We start from the raw sequence: 14,224 nt of genomic DNA, 5'->3' as shown, positions 1-14,224 counted from the left end.
CGGCGGCGATCGTCACACTGATCTCTCCGTTCAAAGCGCTGGTCTGGGCGGCTTCTGGGTCTTCGGGCAGGATGCCGCCATCGGGAACGCGGAAAAGGCCGTCGAGGCCCTTCATCACGGGCGAGCCAATCGGGCTGGCCAATTTCAGTTTGGCAACCTCCTGTGGCAATTGCGGATCGCCGCCTTGCGGTACAATCCACACCCGGCCTTCGCGGTCGATGCGCATACTGTCGGCAGGCGGCAATATCACCGGGCCTTGCGTGCCCAGCACGGGATGCCCGTCGCCTGTGGTCAAGAGCCCGCTTTCGGCCAGCTGTAAATCACCGCGCTTGGTATAGGCCTCATCGCCATTGGGGGCTTGCACGCCGAGCAAGGCATTGCCTTCGATGGATATGTCGAGCTCGCGTCCAGTTGAGATGACCGTCCCGGCATGCATATCGGCGCCGATCACCTCTTCGCTGGTGACCGCTCGGCCATCGACCTGCGGACCGCGCAGCCACAGCGCCTGAGCCTCGGCCATTTCGGCACGAAAGCCGGGCGTCGAGACATTGGCGAGATTGTTCGCCGTCGCGGTCTGCCGTGTCTGCGCGCCGCGAAGCGCGGTGAGGCTGGTGTTAGGCAGGCTGTTCATCGGTTAGACATTATCGAATGCTGACTTTCGGTTGCGTCATGTTCGACGCGGTCTCGATTGCTTTGGCATTTGCCTGGAAATTGCGTTGCGCGGAAATCAGCGCGACCAGTTCTTCGGTCACATCGACATTGGCGCGTTCAAGTGCGCCCGAACGGATCGTGCCAAGTGGGCCGTTAGTGGCAGCGTCGATGGCTGGTGGACCGCTGTCACCGGTCGATTGCCAATGGGCATCGCCTACGGGGCGAAGCCCCTCCTGCGCCGTGAAGCTCGCCATCGCGACCTTGCCCAGCACTTCGTCCGAACCATCGGCATAAGTGGCAGTCACCAGCCCGTCGATCCCGATCGAGACATTGGCCAGCGCAACCGTGGGATTGCCCGGCGCATTGGCAGGCAGGATGAAATCAAACGCGTCGTTCAAAGTGTTTCCGGTGACATTGCCGCTCGCGTCAACAGGCAGCAGCTGCAGCGTCGAGCCGATGGTATCGACCACCTGCCGGTTGGCATTCACCTGAAAGGCGCCATTGCGGGTATAGGTCACAGTGGCCCTTGGGGGATCGCCGCGACTGACGAAAAAGCCTTCTCCCGCAATGGCAAGGTCGAGCGTCTTGTCGGTGCCTTCGAGCGTGCCCTGCGTGAACTGCTGGACAACCGCGTTCAATCGCGTGCCTTGTCCGGCAACCATCTTCGTGGTTTGCGTAGGTGCACTGGCGAACAGGTCGCCAAATTGTGCGCGGCTTTTCTTGAAACCAGTTGAGCCGACATTGGCGAGGTTATTGGATATCACCGACAAGTCGGTTTGTGCGCCTTTGAGGCCGGAAAGTGACGTATAAAAGGACATCTATTTTCTCCTTGTCAGGCAGCGGGCAACGTTGCCGCGCGAATATCGGTGAGCAGTTGGGTCTGCACCTTGATCTGGTCGGCGATCGATTTGAGCGAAGTGCTCATCTCTGAAATTCCGGCGACGCTTGAAAACTGCGCCATCTGCGCAACCATTGCCTGGTTATCGACGGGATCGAACGGATCCTGATGCTTCAGCTGTGTGGTCATCAGTTGCAGGAAATCACTCTGCCCGAGTTTCTTTTCGGCCGTGCCCTTGGGCATTACCGGTATATTGCGGGCGTTGGTTGGCTGAATTGCAGTCATCGTCATTGTCCCAGTCTCAGGGTTTCGGAAATCAAGCCCTTTGCGGTGGAAAGGACCTGGACATTGTTTTGATACTGGCGCGAGGTTTCGACCATTTCGACCAGTTCGGCGGCGCTATCGACCGCGGCCTCCCAGACATTGCCGTCCTTGTCGGCCAGCGGATGGCTGGGGTCGTGGCGTTTGGTTGGGGAGGAAGTCGCCTGCGTCACCTGATCGACCGCGACAGTCGCAGTACCAGCTTCACCCATGATCGTGCGGAAGACAGGTTTCATCGCGCGATAGGCGCTCGCCTCGCTGCCCGAAACCGAACCTGCATTGGCGAGGTTTGATGCCGTGGTGTTCAATCGCACCAGCTGCGCCGCCATGGCGCGCCCGCTGATGTCGAAAATGGAGAGATTGTTCGCCATGTTCATTCGCCTTTCAGCGCGCGTGACAAGGTGCCGATGCGGCCATTGAGGAAAGCGAGGCTCGACCGATAGGCGAGGGCGTTCTCGGCGAAAGCGGTCTGCTCGGTCACCATTTCGACGGTGTTGCCATCGAGCGACGGCTGGAGTGGGACGCGATAGGCAACGGCGCTTTCGGTCGACTGGCCTTGTTCGGCCAGCGCCAGCGCCTTTGAAAAATCGATATCGCGCGCCTTGTAATTGGGCGTCGCCGCGTTGGCGATGTTCGAGGCGAGCACCGCCATGCGCTGGCTGCGCAGCTGCAGCGCGGTCGCATGGATGCCGAAGATATCTGCCGATGCCATTGCGCGTTCCTTTCGGTTGCTTGCCCAAAGCGGGCCTCGGCGAAAGAAAAGCAATGGCCGTGCCATTTGTAGAAATATGACGTGAAATCAGAGATTAAAGCATCGCATGCGCGCAAGCAGATTGCCGCCTGCCAGAATTCCGACAGCCATCCTCATGGCACGGCTCCTTTCCGCAATAATCGGACGGCCAACGGAAAATGGCACGGGCGTTGCTGTGGGTATGACCACCCATGAAAGGACCATGATCATGCCCATTCTCACTACCATGCTACCCCTTTTGCTGGCGGCCCAGCCGGTGCCTGAGGACCTTGACGCGCTGGATGCGCGATTGGCGGAGGCGAGCGATGGAAGCATAGCGCCGCTGGACCGGCGCTTGCGGCTGGCGCGCTGTCCGGTGTCGCCTACCATTGAACCTGCTGCCAAATCGGGATTGGAAATCGCCTGCCCATCGCTTGGCTGGCGGCTGCGCGTTCCGCTTGTTTCGGGAAATAGCGAAGCAGCCTCGACACATCCCGCGCTGGTGCAACGCGGGGAGGGCGTGCAGGTGGCGATTATCGGCGATGACTTTACCGTCCAGTATCAAGCGGTAGCGACAGAAGCAGGGCGGCTCGGTGACATTGTGCGTGTCAAATTTATCGGTTCCAACCGGCTTATGGCCGCAACGGTCGCGGGCAACGGTAAAGCGCAGATCATCGATTAGGGCCTGCCCACCCTAAATCTCTGCTGCCGCTCGCCGTTATTGCCTCTTGTGAAGCCGTTGAAAAATTGACGGCGCATTTTGGGGTAAGGATGATGACGCAGCCCATTGGTTTCAACCCGCTCCGTGCCAGCCAGTCCGTCGCGAAATCGGCAGCTACAAATCTGACGCAGCGGCATAGCTCCGATGCTGCGCCACCGGTTCCGGTTGCGAAGCTCACCGCGCTTGTCCATGATTTGGCGTTGCAACCGCCACCGGTCGATCACGCCCGTATCGCACAGCTCAGGCAGGCAATCGCTTCAGGCGACTATCGCGTCGACGCGCAAATGATTGCCGGTGCCATGATCGACCATTTAGGCTGGACGGGTGCATGAGCGCCGAGAGCATCGAAGCTGTCCTCGATTGCCAGACCGATCTGATCACCGCGATTGATGCACAGGATGCAGGCGCGATCGTGCGCGCAAGCGAGGCGCTGGCGACGGCGGTTGCGAAGCTCCGTAATGTCGAGAATTGGCCCGCCGATCCATTGGCGGCCGAACGGCTGCGCGCTGCCCTGCGCCAGAACCAGGCAGCGGCGATCCGGATCAACCTGATGGCACACTGGACGCGTCAGAATATTGACCGTTTGGCCGATTTGCGAGGACAAAAGGCGCATCAGAACAGGTATAAACAGCTGTAATATTTACAAATATTCAGCAATTTTTGTTAAATGGCACGGCCATTGCTGTAGCAACCGCATGGACCAGACCAGCCCGATATCCTCAATTTCAACGCCTGTGCTGCGCGCAATTGAACGTGCATCGCATCGCACGGGAGTAGATTTCGACTATATGCTCGATCAGGCGCGCATCGAGAGCGGCTTTCGCGCCGATGCGCGTGCAGCCACTTCCAGTGCGACCGGCCTTTACCAGTTCACCGCCCAGACTTGGCTTGCCACGCTGAAACGTCATGGTGCGGCGCATGGCTATGGCTGGGCAGCTGAAGCTATCGAGCCTGCCGGGCGCGGGACGTATAAAGTTTCCGATGCCGGATTGCGCCAAGCTATCCTCGGCCTCCGCTCCGATCCCGATGCTGCTGCAGTGATGGCAGGCGAACTTGCCAGCGACAATCATGCGCATCTTGCCGATACACTCGGCCGCGCGCCCGAGCCGGCCGATCTCTACCTCGCGCATTTTCTGGGCGCTGCGGGGGCGAGCGATTTCCTGAAAGCATGGGCAGCGAATCCCGAGCAAGCTGCAGCGCCACTTTTCGCAAAAGCGGCGGCGGCCAACCGGTCTATATTCTTCGATGCCACTGGCGGCGCGCGTTCGCTCGACGAAATGCGTCGCTCCTTTGCCAAAAAGCTTGATGGCAAAGGCGTTACCCTAGCCAGCACCCAAAGGGCTATGCGCAGCCATACGGTGGCATCAGCCGCGCCATCCTATGCTCCGCTAGCGCTGCGCAGCATCGAGCCGATGCCCAAAAGCCTATCACTCGAATTTGCCCGCGACGCCTATCGTCAGCTGGCAGCGATGCGGGGCGCTGGCGCATGACCCAACCGCTATGGAAATCGCTCGCGACCGGTGCAGCTTTACCTGCAGCCATTCTCGCACTCGTACTGCTGATGGTCGTGCCCGTTCCGGCGTTGCTGCTCGACATCGGTTTCATCACCAACATCATGATCAGCCTCGCGGTGCTGATGGTCGCGCTGTCGGCAGCCAAGCCGCTCGATTTCTCGGCTTTCCCGACAGTGCTGTTGCTGGCCACCTTGTTCCGCCTCGCACTCAACGTCGCCTCGACCCGCGTGGTGCTGGTCGACGGCCATCAGGGTGCGGCGGCGGCGGGGCATGTAATCGAGGCTTTCGGGGCCTTCCTGATCGGCGGGGATTATGTCGTCGGGCTGTTTGTCTTTGCCGTGCTGATGATCATCAATCTGGTCGTTATCACCAAAGGCGCGGGCCGCGTGTCTGAGGTATCTGCCCGCTTCACGCTTGATGCACTACCGGGCAAGCAGATGGCGATCGACGCCGATCTCAACGCCGGTTTGTTGACGCCCGATGAAGCCAAAGCGCGGCGGCAGGAGGTTGCGACCGAGGCCGACTTTTACGGATCTATGGATGGTGCGTCCAAATTCGTGAAGGGCGATGCGGTCGCCGGCCTGCTGATCCTGTTCGTCAACATCATCGGCGGCCTTATCCTTGGCGTCATCAGCCATGATCTTTCGCTAGGTGAAGCGGCGCGGACCTATATCACGCTGGCGATCGGCGATGCGCTGGTTGCACAAATCCCGGCATTGCTGCTGTCGATCGCCGCCGCCGCGATCGTCACCCGTGTCGCTTCCCCCTTCGATCTCAGTGGCCAGATCGGGAGCCAGTTTGGTCAATGGCGGGCCTGGGCACCGGTCGCGGCGATACTGGGCCTCCTCGGCCTGATTCCGGCTATGCCGCAGTCTGTCGTACTGCCGGCTGCGGCGATTGCCGGAGGGATATGCTGGTTCTTGCGCCGCCGCGAACTGGCCGCTCAGACGGCACCGCCAAAGATTGTAGCATCGCCGGAACCGCACGAAATCGCATGGGAGGATGTCTGCGAAACCGCACCGGTTTCGCTGGAACTTGGCTATGCGCTGGTCGGGCTGGTGGACGAGATGAAACGCGCTCCGCTGATGGCACGGATCACCGCGGTGCGTCGCCAGCTTTCGCGTGAACTCGGCTTTGTCCTGCCCCCGGTCAAGGTCTCCGACGATCTTGCGCTCGACGGAAACCGCTATCGGATACGGATTGGAGGCGTCATGGTCGGGGACGGCCAGGTCTGGCCCAATGAACTGCTTGCCCTTGCCGCCGGGGATACGCTGGAGCCGATCCCGGGGCGCGCCTGCAAGGATCCCAGCTTCGGCCTCGATGCGCTCTGGATCGCAGCCGAGCGGCAGGTCGATGCCATCGCCAATGGGTATACCGTCGTGGATCCGGCCACGGTGATAGCGACCCATCTCAATCAACTGCTGACGCGGTCTGCGGCCGATCTTTTCGGCCTCGACGAGGCGCAGGCGCTGGTTGGCACGTTGAAGTCCGGTTATCCGCAACTGGCTCAGGGGCTGACACCACAGCCTTATCCGCTCGCGACGATTGCCGCACTCTGCCGCTCCTTGCTTTCCGAACGCGTGCCTTTGCGCGATTTCCGCGCGCTGGCTTCCGCGATGATATCGGCTGGTCGACCCGACATGCCGATCCCCGAACTTGTCGAGGCGGTGCGGCGGCAACTGAGCGGGCTGATTGTGCAGACCATTGTTCCCGCGCAGATGCCGCTGCCTGCTGTAACCATCGACCCAGAACTGGAAGCATTGCTCAACCAGTCGGTTCGCGCCGCGCCCGATGCCACCTGGCCGATCGAACCTGATCTGGCTCGCAATATTGTAGCCGCGATTGGGGAGGCCGTGGAGCCGCTGCTGCTGGCTGCGCGCGGTTTTGCTGTCATTGTCTCGCCGCTTTGCCGCCCTGCGCTGGCGCGGCTTTTGCGGACGCAATTCACCGAAGTTGCGGTGCTCTCCTTCCTCGAAATCCCTGACGCAAAGGCGGTCGAAATCATCGCCACCGTCGGTGGTCGGCAGGAAGAGCCTGCGCTTCCCCATCCGGATCAGACCGAAAAGGACCAATGATCGATGTTGCATCTACCTCCCGAAAAATTCGGCCGGCGCGAAAGTGCGCAAGTCGGCTATGCCAGCAACCGGGCCGAAGAGCTTATTGCCAGCCATGGCGCGATGGTGCGCCGTATCGCCTGGCACGTGCATTCGCGCGTCTCGGCATCGGCTGAACTGGAAGACCTAATTCAGATCGGCCTGATCGCATTGATCGAGGCTGCCCGCAGCTATGAAGATCGTGGCCATGCCTTTGCGACTTATGCCTCGATGCGGGTGCGCGGGTCGATGATCGACCAGTTGCGGCGCGAGGCAAAGATAAGCCGCACAGCGATGGCCAGCCGCCGAAAGATCGCTGATACCCGCACGAGGCTTGAACAAACGTTTCTGCGTACCCCCGACAGTATCGAAATGGCCGAAGCCATGGGAATGTCTTTGTCGGCTTATCTTGACCTTGAAACCGGAAGCCAGCCTATCGAGCAAGCCAGCATAGATGATCACTATAGCGATCTGGACCCCTTGTTTAGCGATTCAACCGAAACGGCTGATTTGCGGTTGGAGCGCGAGCAACTGAGCGCCCTGCTTGCACAACAGCTTTCCGAATTGCCTGAGCGCGAGGCCATGGTGCTCCAGCTTTTCTTTGTTGAGGAAATGAACCTGCACGAAATTGGTGCTGTCTTGGGTATTGGAGCGCCGAGAGTTTGCCAAATCAAAAAAGCCGCGCTTGCGCAGCTCCGGATCACACTTTCAGACCTGATCTGAGGCGTTGTTTCCCCGTGTAACGCCGCTAACGGCATATTAACCATCTCGGCGCATAGAGGGACGGGAAGCAACGGGCACAAGCCTGATTTTAGGACCAGTATATGGACAATTTGCGCGGATTTGGGCCATTTGGAGATAGCCAGGAAGGCTATGGCCATTTTGATTCCGATGCGCCGTCTTATGCCAGTTTTGAAGAACAGGAAGACGCCGCAATCGAGCCGCCGCCGGTTATTTCGGGCGACGAACGCCGTATGCAGGTCCGCGCGTACAATTTCTGGACGTCACATTTGGGTGACGGCAACTATCCCAATATCGAGGAACTTGAGCCCGAAAATGTCGAGGATTTCCGAGACTTTTCGGTTCTGCTGGACTTTACCTCGGGCGTCGAAAATCCTTCGATCCAATATCTGGGCGAAGCGCTGCGTAACGAATGCGGGCTTACTGACGATATTACCTATCTCGATCAGGTCCCGCCGCGGTCATTGCTCTCCCGCATTACCGATCATTATTTGCAGATTATCGCGAACCGCGCGCCGATCGGTTTTGAAGCCGAGTTTGTGAACGAGCGCGGCGTGAACATCATGTATCGCGGCATATTGCTGCCTTACTCGTCGGACGATGACACGATCGATTTCATCTATGGTGTCATCAACTGGAAAGAGGGCGCTCCGGCAGAGATCGCTGCGCCGCTGGCAGCTGAAGTGGAAGCCGCGCTGGCTGTGGCACCCGTTCGTAAGGATCATGTGCCGGTATGGGCTGATGGTCCGGCAGCAACCGACGCGGACATTGCTGCCCCTGTGGAAGAGTTTCAGGATGAGGATGAGCTTGTCCTCGACGCCAGCTTTGCGGATGCAGCATATGCGCCCGTGCTCATTGAAGAAGTCGAACCGGACGAAGGCTCCAGCCTTGCTGACTGGTTGCAGGTCGCGCGTGACAGCGCCGATATCGCGCGCGATGCCGATGCGCGCAGTCGCGATACTCTCTATCGCGCGATTGGCCGCGCCTATGATTTCTCATTAGCGGCGGAACGCTATCCGGCGGACTATGCGGAAATGCTCGCTGACAACGGCATAACGGTGCAGGAACGCGCGCCGATGACACCGATCGTGAAGCTGATTTTCGGCGCGGGCTATGACAAGACTCGCCTGACCGAATTTGCGGCGGCGCTCGATTATGCGCGTCGCAACGCCGTGCCTGCGGGCGGGCTTGCCGATTTGCTGTCCAAGCATGACGGAGGGCTGAAGGGCGTGGTTCAGGCTGAACGACGCGCCCGGAAAGTCGAAAAGGGTGAGCATGTCAAACCCGTATCGCTCGATCCGCGGCCGCGCTTGCGCGCTGCCCGGGCACGCGATCTTGCAGAATTTGCCCATGGCAGCGAAGAATTTGTCGTCCTTGTCGCACGCCGCCATGCGGATGGTCAGGTTGTCCTCGTCGGCTCTGTCGACGATGCCGGGCTGACCGACAAGGTGCTTGCCAAAACCGTTATCTAACGAAGCCGGCTAGTCTCGAACCAGCGCCAATTTGACCTGGGCAGTGCCGCTGCGGTGCATGCCTAGTTCCTTGGCGGCAGCATAGGACAGGTCGATAATCCGGCCTCGCCCCCACGGTCCGCGATCATTGACGCGCACGATGACTTCGCGGCCATTGCCGAGATGCGTCACCTTCACCCGCGTGCCAAATGCGACCGTCCGATGCGCAGCCGTGAAATCAGACGGGTTAAACATCTCTCCACTGGCGGTTCGACGCCCGGCAAGTTCATTGCCATAATAGCTTGCATGGCCGCTGCCCAGATCAGCATCAGCGGTGGCTTGGGCCGCAAATGGGGCCATTGCGATTAGCGTGGCCAAGAGAATTTTGCGTAATTGCATGGCATCAATTCCTGCAGCCGTCCGTGGCGAAGTGCAGTTTCTCTGTCCAGTTTTGCGCGTTATGGCGCTCCTCTGCTGCGATATTCGGTTCCCGATTGGCAAGCCTGTCTGCCTTCGCTAGGTGCCGCCAATGTTCTTTAGCCGTCTTTGCCAATTGCTCGGCACAATCTCCCTAGTCATGGCTTCGCAAGCATCATTGGCCGAATCGACGCGGCAGCAATGGCTGACTTTGACTGGTGATGTTGAACTAGACGCGGATGATAGCGTCTCGGCTCATCTAATCTTGCGTTCGCAGCCGGATTCGTTCGATCTGGGCCAGCGTTTCATTCGGCTGGGCTATCGGCACGACTTGAATGATGATGTCAGCCTGTCGCTGTCTTACGCCCATGTCACCACAGAAGTTTCCGGCGGCGGCGACGCGGTGCAGCACCGGCTGGCGCAGGGCATTTCCTTCCCATTGGTGCAGGAAATCGATGCGCGCGTGCAAATCGAAGAAGTGTTCGGAGTGACCGGAAGTAACGATGTGGGTGTCCGTTTTCGACCGCGTGTTCGTTGGCGCCACGATCTGAACCAGAGCGGCAAGGTGGAGCTGCAATTGAGCGACGAACTCATCTTCGCATTGAACGATACCGATTTCGGCCAGACCAGCGGCCTGACAGCGAACCGTGCCGGGGCCGCGGTACATTTCGATGTGGGCGAGCACTTTGGCATCATGCCGGGCTACACATGGCAGTTGGTCAACCGCTCAGGGGGACCCATGCGGAATGACCATATATTGGGGCTAACGCTCGAAGCCAATTATTGAACGGGAAGAGCTAACCGCACTGTGCGCGGTGCAGCAGTTTCTGGTCCGCCAGCACCAGCGCCATCATCGCTTCGACAACCGGCGTGCCGCGAATGCCGACACAGGGATCGTGACGGCCCTTGGTGACGATCTCGGTTGCCTCTCCCTCGCGGGTGACAGTGTCGACCGGGGTCAGGATCGAACTGGTCGGCTTGAAACCGACGCGGCAGACAACTGGCTGACCAGTCGAGATACCACCCGCAATGCCGCCCGCATTATTGGCAAGGAAGACCGGCTGGTTGGTTCCGGGCCGCATCGGATCGGCATTTTGTTCGCCGCGAAAACGAGCGGCTTCGAAGCCCGCACCGATCTCGACGGCTTTGACCGCATTGATGCCCATCATTGCTGCAGCAAGCTCGCTGTCGAGCTTGGCATAGAGTGGAGCGCCCCAGCCGGGAGGAACGCCGGTCGCCACGCATTCGACGACAGCGCCAAGCGACGAACCCGCCTTGCGGGCTTCGTCGACCAGTTTCTCCCAGCGACCGGCCGCGGCCTCGTCAGGGCACCAAAAGGGGTTCTTGTCGATCTGGCTCTTTTCGAAATTGGCGCGGTCGATGGCATCGCCGCCAATCTCAACAACATAAGCCAATATTTCGACTTCGGGGATGACAGCCCGCGCCACGGCTCCTGCGGCAACCCGTGCAGCCGTTTCGCGCGCAGAGCTACGCCCGCCGCCGCGATAGTCGCGAAAACCATATTTGGCGTCATAGCTGTAATCGGCATGGCCGGGGCGATAGGCCTTGGCGACCTCCGAATAATCCTTTGACCGCTGGTCTACATTCTCGATCATCAGGCTGATCGGCGTGCCGGTGGTGCGGCCCTCGAAGATCCCTGAAAGGATGCGAACCTGATCGGGCTCTTGCCGCTGCGTGGTGAATTTGCTGGTGCCCGGGCGGCGTTTGTCGAGGAAAGGTTGAATATCGGCTTCGGACAGCGCAATTCCTGGAGGGCAGCCATCGACCACCGCGCCCAGCGCCGGTCCGTGGCTTTCGCCCCAGGTGGTGAAACGGAAAACATGGCCGAATGTATTGAAACTCATCTTACCTCTCGGGCCCGAAAGCCGGTGCATAGCGTGCGCGGCCGCTTTCGGGAAGTCGCACGCCTTTGTCCAGTAAAAGCGCCATGAAATGCGGCCCGGCAAAGGGTGAGGCGAACGGACGGGCGGCTTCCGAGCTATAGCCGAAGCGCGGATAATAGTCCGGATGGCCGAGCACGAAGCTGATCTGGATGCCTTGCCCATGCAACATTTCAAGCCCGTGCCAGATCAAGGCCGACCCGACCCCGCCGCTGTGTAGATCAGGTAATACCCCCACCGGTGCCAACCCCGCTCCCCGAAGCGGCACTCCATCAGCATCGATTTCCATGCGACTGAATAACGCATGGCCTACAATCTCACCTTCTGTTTCGGCAACCAGCGAAACCAGCGCATCGCCATCGGCATGGACTGCGCGGACCAGATCTGCTTCCCCCTGATGACCGAAAGCGGTGCTCGCAAAGGCTGCTCGATGCACAATGTCAACCGCACCGAAATCGGCTGGTTCGATCGGGCGGATGATCATGCGTCTTCGGGCGGCTTCGCCCTGACCGAGCGATATTTGACCTGTTCCTTGCCGATCCATGTGCGCAAGGCGCGGTAGACGATGACCGCAGTAGCTACTGCGAGCACCCGTCCGGCATGCGGGTGGTTATAGGCACCGCCCAATCGTCCGCCGAAAACAAAGGCAGCAATCAGGAACAAGAATCCGGCTGCCGACACAAAACCATCGAGTAGCGGCGGCAAGCCCTCCCAGAAACGCTTGGCGTGGAGATAGCCGTACAGCCCGACTATAAATGCCGACCCGACAAGAAGGAGAACGAGTTCGTTGCTATGCCCTTCGAACATTCTCGCGCTCCTCCGCTATATCAACCTAGCGCAATATCAGGAGCATCCTCCTGCTTCATCCCAACAGTGTGATAGCCTGCATCGACATGGTGGGTTTCCCCCGTAACGCCTGCCGCCAGATCCGAAAGGAAGTACAGCGCCGAGGCACCGACATCGTCGATGGTGACATTGCGGCGCAGCGGCGAGTTATATTCGTTCCACTTTAGGATGTAGCGGAAATCGCCGATACCCGATGCAGCGAGCGTCTTGATCGGCCCCGCCGAAATTGCATTGACGCGGATACCATCGGGACCGACATCGTTGGCGAGATATTTCACACTGGCTTCGAGAGCCGCCTTGGCAACGCCCATGACATTATAATGCGGTACGACTTTCTCGGCGCCGTAATAGCTGAGAGTCAGCATCGATCCGCCGCCTTTGCCGGTTTCGGGGTCGAAGGGCACCATCATCGCGGCGGCGCGCTTAGCGACGGCGGTGAAGCTGTAGACGCTGATATTCATCGTCATCAGGAAATCGTCGAGTGTGACGTCGAAATATTTGCCCCGCAGTGCCTCCTTGTTGGTAAAGCCGATGGCGTGGACGACGAAATCGATGGTGGGCCAGCGTGCCGCGAGCTTTTCAAAAGCCGCGTCGAGATTGGCCATGTCGGACACATCGCAATCGATCAGAAAATCACAGCCCAATTGCTCGGCGAGCGGGCGGACGCGCTTTTCCATGACTTCGCCTTGATAGCTGATCGCCAGTTCGGCACCTTCGGCCTTCAGCCGCTGCGCGATGCCCCATGCGAGCGACTTGTCATTGGCGAGGCCCATGATGAGGCCGCGTTTTCCTGCCATCAAACCGGTCATTTCTGGATGAACTCCTGATTGTCTTTCCCTGTTCCCCGACCATCCTTTAGGCCATTTTCAGTGGCGTTGGCCAGAGCGGCGTTCAATTGTGCGCCGGTTACCATGCCGAGGCCGACAAGATAGAAGAAAATCAGCGCAATCATCACCCCCGCAAGACTGCCATAAGTGAGGTCATAATTGGTGATCGAGGATACGAACCAGGGTAGCACCATCGTGCATCCGACCCACCACAGGCTCACCAGAACCGCGCCGGGCCATTTCGGGTAAAGCCGTCCGCGATATTTGCGCGGTGCAAGTCCGCGATAGACGGTGTAAATCGCGAGGAAGAGAATGGCGAAGGGGATGATCCGGCCCCATGCGAAATAATCCGCCGCGCGTTCGGCTGCCGGAATGAAGCGATAGACCAGATCTTCAATGGTGACGACCATCACCTGCGCCGAAAAGGCAGCCATCGCCAGAATGACCGCAGCAACGATCACGACAAAACTGCCCAAACGATACTGCCAAAACCAGCGCTCAGGCTGGGTGCCATAAGCGCGGTGGAGCACATCACGGATCGTTTCAATCAGGCTGGTCGTGGTCCACAGACTGACTGCGGCGCTGAGCCAAAGCAATGGGCCCGAACGCGCCGACATTGCAGCATGCACCGGCCCTTCGAGCGCGGCTTCGACGCTGTTCGGTACCGTTTTGAAAAATGCGTCAATGAGCGCAAGGCCGGATTCGGTCTGCCCCAGACTGCCCGCGATCGCCGCCGCGACGATGCAGAAGGCGAAGAGCGTTACAATCGACAGATAGGCGAAGTTGCCCGCATGGACAAAGCCGTCGCTATAGACGCCGACGACGACACGGCGCACGACTTCCTTGGCCTGATGTAACGGATCGAGATGGTGAAACCACTCAACCTCGCTCTCGGCGTGCGGGCGCGGATCATGCGCACGCGCCTCGGGCGAGAGGGGGGAGTGCTCAGACACCAAGGTCGGAACGGATGCCGGGTTCGTCGGGAAGGGCTTCGACAAGCGTGGCCAGCGCGGCCGTGTCGGCTGGCAGACGGATGTGCAGCGTCACCAACTGGTCGCCGCGCTCTCCGCCTTTCTTTGCAAAACCGCGGCCCTTGATACGCATGGTGGTGCCCGATTGCGCACCCGCGGGCACACTCAGCATCACCGCGCCATCGATTGTCGGTACCTTCAC

The 14,224-nt window shown here is 59.7% G+C and carries 20 protein-coding genes; 8 read left to right on the top strand and 12 right to left on the bottom strand.

The genetic code is table 11. The features are described 5' to 3' along the window. The 5 genes from Q0239_RS06405 to Q0239_RS06385 form a co-directional block, all read right to left on the bottom strand. Positions 1-631, bottom strand: a 631-nt coding sequence (locus Q0239_RS06405; RefSeq protein WP_298600056.1) for a flagellar hook-basal body complex protein, incomplete at its 3' end; no start/stop codon positions are given. Between the two features lie 10 nt (positions 632-641). Further along, entirely contained in the window at positions 642-1,469 is an 828-nt protein-coding gene (locus tag Q0239_RS06400; protein WP_298600053.1) for a flagellar hook-basal body complex protein, read from the bottom strand. 14 nt (positions 1,470-1,483) lie between these two features. Beyond that, a complete protein-coding gene (locus tag Q0239_RS06395) occupies positions 1,484-1,774 on the bottom strand; it encodes a flagellar hook capping FlgD N-terminal domain-containing protein (protein WP_298600050.1) in 291 nt (96 codons plus the stop codon). A 2-nt stretch (positions 1,775-1,776) separates the two neighbouring features. Beyond that, a complete protein-coding gene (gene flgC, locus Q0239_RS06390; protein WP_298600047.1) occupies positions 1,777-2,187 on the bottom strand; it encodes a flagellar basal body rod protein FlgC in 411 nt (136 codons plus the stop codon). Further along, positions 2,184-2,522 (bottom strand): flagellar basal body protein, encoded by a 339-nt coding sequence (locus tag Q0239_RS06385; RefSeq protein ID WP_298600044.1) that lies wholly within the window; start codon positions 2,520-2,522, stop codon positions 2,184-2,186. Before Q0239_RS06385 ends, flgC begins: the two co-directional genes overlap by 4 nt. Before the next feature lie 247 nt (positions 2,523-2,769). On the opposite strand from Q0239_RS06385, the gene Q0239_RS06380 reads away from it, so the two are divergent. The 7 genes from Q0239_RS06380 to Q0239_RS06350 all read left to right on the top strand — a co-directional run bounded on the left by Q0239_RS06380 (position 2,770) and on the right by Q0239_RS06350 (position 9,081). After that, positions 2,770-3,222 (top strand): flagella basal body P-ring formation protein FlgA, encoded by a 453-nt coding sequence (locus Q0239_RS06380; RefSeq protein WP_298600041.1) that lies wholly within the window; start codon positions 2,770-2,772, stop codon positions 3,220-3,222. 65 nt (positions 3,223-3,287) lie between these two features. Further along, positions 3,288-3,593 (top strand): flagellar biosynthesis anti-sigma factor FlgM, encoded by a 306-nt coding sequence (gene flgM / locus Q0239_RS06375; RefSeq protein ID WP_298600038.1) that lies wholly within the window; start codon positions 3,288-3,290, stop codon positions 3,591-3,593. After that, a complete protein-coding gene (locus Q0239_RS06370) occupies positions 3,590-3,898 on the top strand; it encodes a hypothetical protein (protein WP_298600035.1) in 309 nt (102 codons plus the stop codon). The genes flgM and Q0239_RS06370 overlap by 4 nt, the downstream gene beginning before the upstream one ends. A gap of 58 nt (positions 3,899-3,956) precedes the next feature. Then, on the top strand, positions 3,957-4,751 hold the full coding sequence (locus Q0239_RS06365; RefSeq protein ID WP_298600032.1) for a lytic transglycosylase domain-containing protein: 795 nt from the start codon (positions 3,957-3,959) through the stop codon (positions 4,749-4,751). Then, the gene (gene flhA / locus Q0239_RS06360; protein ID WP_298600029.1) at positions 4,748-6,850 is read left to right on the top strand and encodes a flagellar biosynthesis protein FlhA; all 2,103 of its coding nucleotides are present in this window, start codon (positions 4,748-4,750) and stop codon (positions 6,848-6,850) included. Before Q0239_RS06365 ends, flhA begins: the two co-directional genes overlap by 4 nt. Before the next feature lie 3 nt (positions 6,851-6,853). Further along, the gene (locus Q0239_RS06355) at positions 6,854-7,591 is read left to right on the top strand and encodes a FliA/WhiG family RNA polymerase sigma factor (RefSeq protein WP_298600026.1); all 738 of its coding nucleotides are present in this window, start codon (positions 6,854-6,856) and stop codon (positions 7,589-7,591) included. Between the two features lie 101 nt (positions 7,592-7,692). After that, positions 7,693-9,081, top strand: a complete 1,389-nt coding sequence (locus tag Q0239_RS06350; RefSeq protein ID WP_298600023.1) for a hypothetical protein — start codon at positions 7,693-7,695, stop codon at positions 9,079-9,081. A 9-nt stretch (positions 9,082-9,090) separates the two neighbouring features. Here the strand turns inward: Q0239_RS06350 and Q0239_RS06345 are convergent, their stop codons facing one another. Further along, positions 9,091-9,459, bottom strand: coding sequence for a septal ring lytic transglycosylase RlpA family protein (locus Q0239_RS06345; protein ID WP_298600021.1), 369 nt, complete (start codon positions 9,457-9,459; stop codon positions 9,091-9,093). A 178-nt stretch (positions 9,460-9,637) separates the two neighbouring features. Here Q0239_RS06345 and Q0239_RS06340 point away from each other — a divergent pair, with 178 nt between their 5' ends. After that, positions 9,638-10,264: a DUF2490 domain-containing protein gene (locus tag Q0239_RS06340; protein WP_298600018.1), complete on the top strand. Its 627-nt coding sequence runs from the start codon at positions 9,638-9,640 to the stop codon at positions 10,262-10,264. A gap of 10 nt (positions 10,265-10,274) precedes the next feature. Here the strand turns inward: Q0239_RS06340 and aroC are convergent, their stop codons facing one another. The 6 genes from aroC to Q0239_RS06310 all read right to left on the bottom strand — a co-directional run. Then, positions 10,275-11,342, bottom strand: coding sequence for a chorismate synthase (aroC, locus tag Q0239_RS06335; RefSeq protein ID WP_298600015.1), 1,068 nt, complete (start codon positions 11,340-11,342; stop codon positions 10,275-10,277). Between the two features lies 1 nt (position 11,343). Beyond that, positions 11,344-11,862 carry a GNAT family N-acetyltransferase gene (locus tag Q0239_RS06330; protein ID WP_298600012.1) on the bottom strand — a complete coding sequence of 173 codons (519 nt, stop codon included), beginning with the start codon at positions 11,860-11,862 and terminating at the stop codon, positions 11,344-11,346. After that, positions 11,859-12,185 carry a hypothetical protein gene (locus tag Q0239_RS06325; RefSeq protein ID WP_298600009.1) on the bottom strand — a complete coding sequence of 109 codons (327 nt, stop codon included), beginning with the start codon at positions 12,183-12,185 and terminating at the stop codon, positions 11,859-11,861. The genes Q0239_RS06330 and Q0239_RS06325 overlap by 4 nt, the downstream gene beginning before the upstream one ends. Before the next feature lie 20 nt (positions 12,186-12,205). Further along, positions 12,206-13,033 carry an enoyl-ACP reductase FabI gene (gene fabI, locus Q0239_RS06320; RefSeq protein ID WP_298600006.1) on the bottom strand — a complete coding sequence of 276 codons (828 nt, stop codon included), beginning with the start codon at positions 13,031-13,033 and terminating at the stop codon, positions 12,206-12,208. After that, positions 13,030-14,004, bottom strand: a complete 975-nt coding sequence (locus Q0239_RS06315; protein WP_298600003.1) for a YihY/virulence factor BrkB family protein — start codon at positions 14,002-14,004, stop codon at positions 13,030-13,032. The genes fabI and Q0239_RS06315 overlap by 4 nt, the downstream gene beginning before the upstream one ends. Beyond that, positions 13,997-14,224 (bottom strand): DnaJ C-terminal domain-containing protein (locus tag Q0239_RS06310; RefSeq protein WP_298600000.1); only part of this gene is annotated, 228 nt, incomplete at its 5' end. The genes Q0239_RS06315 and Q0239_RS06310, both read right to left, overlap by 8 nt.

The sequence above is a fragment of the uncultured Sphingorhabdus sp. genome (assembly GCF_937872355.1).
Classification (GTDB): Bacteria; Pseudomonadota; Alphaproteobacteria; order Sphingomonadales; family Sphingomonadaceae; genus Sphingorhabdus_B.
Note: the sequence above shows the minus strand (reverse complement) of the source record. Positions and strands in the feature narration are given on the sequence as shown.

Bases quoted from the DNA above. Each gene is read 5' to 3' on its own strand.
- fabI (WP_298600006.1), bottom strand. From the start codon at position 13,033: ATGACCGGTTTGATGGCAGGAAAACGCGGCCTCATCATGGGCCTCGCC.
- Q0239_RS06400 (WP_298600053.1), bottom strand. From the start codon at position 1,469: ATGTCCTTTTATACGTCACTTTCCGGCCTCAAAGGCGCACAAACCGAC.
- Q0239_RS06370 (WP_298600035.1), top strand. From the start codon at position 3,590: ATGAGCGCCGAGAGCATCGAAGCTGTCCTCGATTGCCAGACCGATCTG.
- Q0239_RS06325 (WP_298600009.1), bottom strand. From the start codon at position 12,185: ATGTTCGAAGGGCATAGCAACGAACTCGTTCTCCTTCTTGTCGGGTCG.
- flhA (WP_298600029.1), top strand. From the start codon at position 4,748: ATGACCCAACCGCTATGGAAATCGCTCGCGACCGGTGCAGCTTTACCT.
- Q0239_RS06385 (WP_298600044.1), bottom strand. From the start codon at position 2,522: ATGGCATCGGCAGATATCTTCGGCATCCATGCGACCGCGCTGCAGCTG.
- Q0239_RS06365 (WP_298600032.1), top strand. From the start codon at position 3,957: ATGGACCAGACCAGCCCGATATCCTCAATTTCAACGCCTGTGCTGCGC.
- Q0239_RS06345 (WP_298600021.1), bottom strand. From the start codon at position 9,459: ATGCAATTACGCAAAATTCTCTTGGCCACGCTAATCGCAATGGCCCCA.
- aroC (WP_298600015.1), bottom strand. From the start codon at position 11,342: ATGAGTTTCAATACATTCGGCCATGTTTTCCGTTTCACCACCTGGGGC.
- Q0239_RS06355 (WP_298600026.1), top strand. From the start codon at position 6,854: ATGTTGCATCTACCTCCCGAAAAATTCGGCCGGCGCGAAAGTGCGCAA.
- Q0239_RS06330 (WP_298600012.1), bottom strand. From the start codon at position 11,862: ATGATCATCCGCCCGATCGAACCAGCCGATTTCGGTGCGGTTGACATT.
- Q0239_RS06340 (WP_298600018.1), top strand. From the start codon at position 9,638: ATGGCTTCGCAAGCATCATTGGCCGAATCGACGCGGCAGCAATGGCTG.
- Q0239_RS06395 (WP_298600050.1), bottom strand. From the start codon at position 1,774: ATGACTGCAATTCAGCCAACCAACGCCCGCAATATACCGGTAATGCCC.
- flgC (WP_298600047.1), bottom strand. From the start codon at position 2,187: ATGAACATGGCGAACAATCTCTCCATTTTCGACATCAGCGGGCGCGCC.
- Q0239_RS06380 (WP_298600041.1), top strand. From the start codon at position 2,770: ATGCCCATTCTCACTACCATGCTACCCCTTTTGCTGGCGGCCCAGCCG.
- Q0239_RS06350 (WP_298600023.1), top strand. From the start codon at position 7,693: ATGGACAATTTGCGCGGATTTGGGCCATTTGGAGATAGCCAGGAAGGC.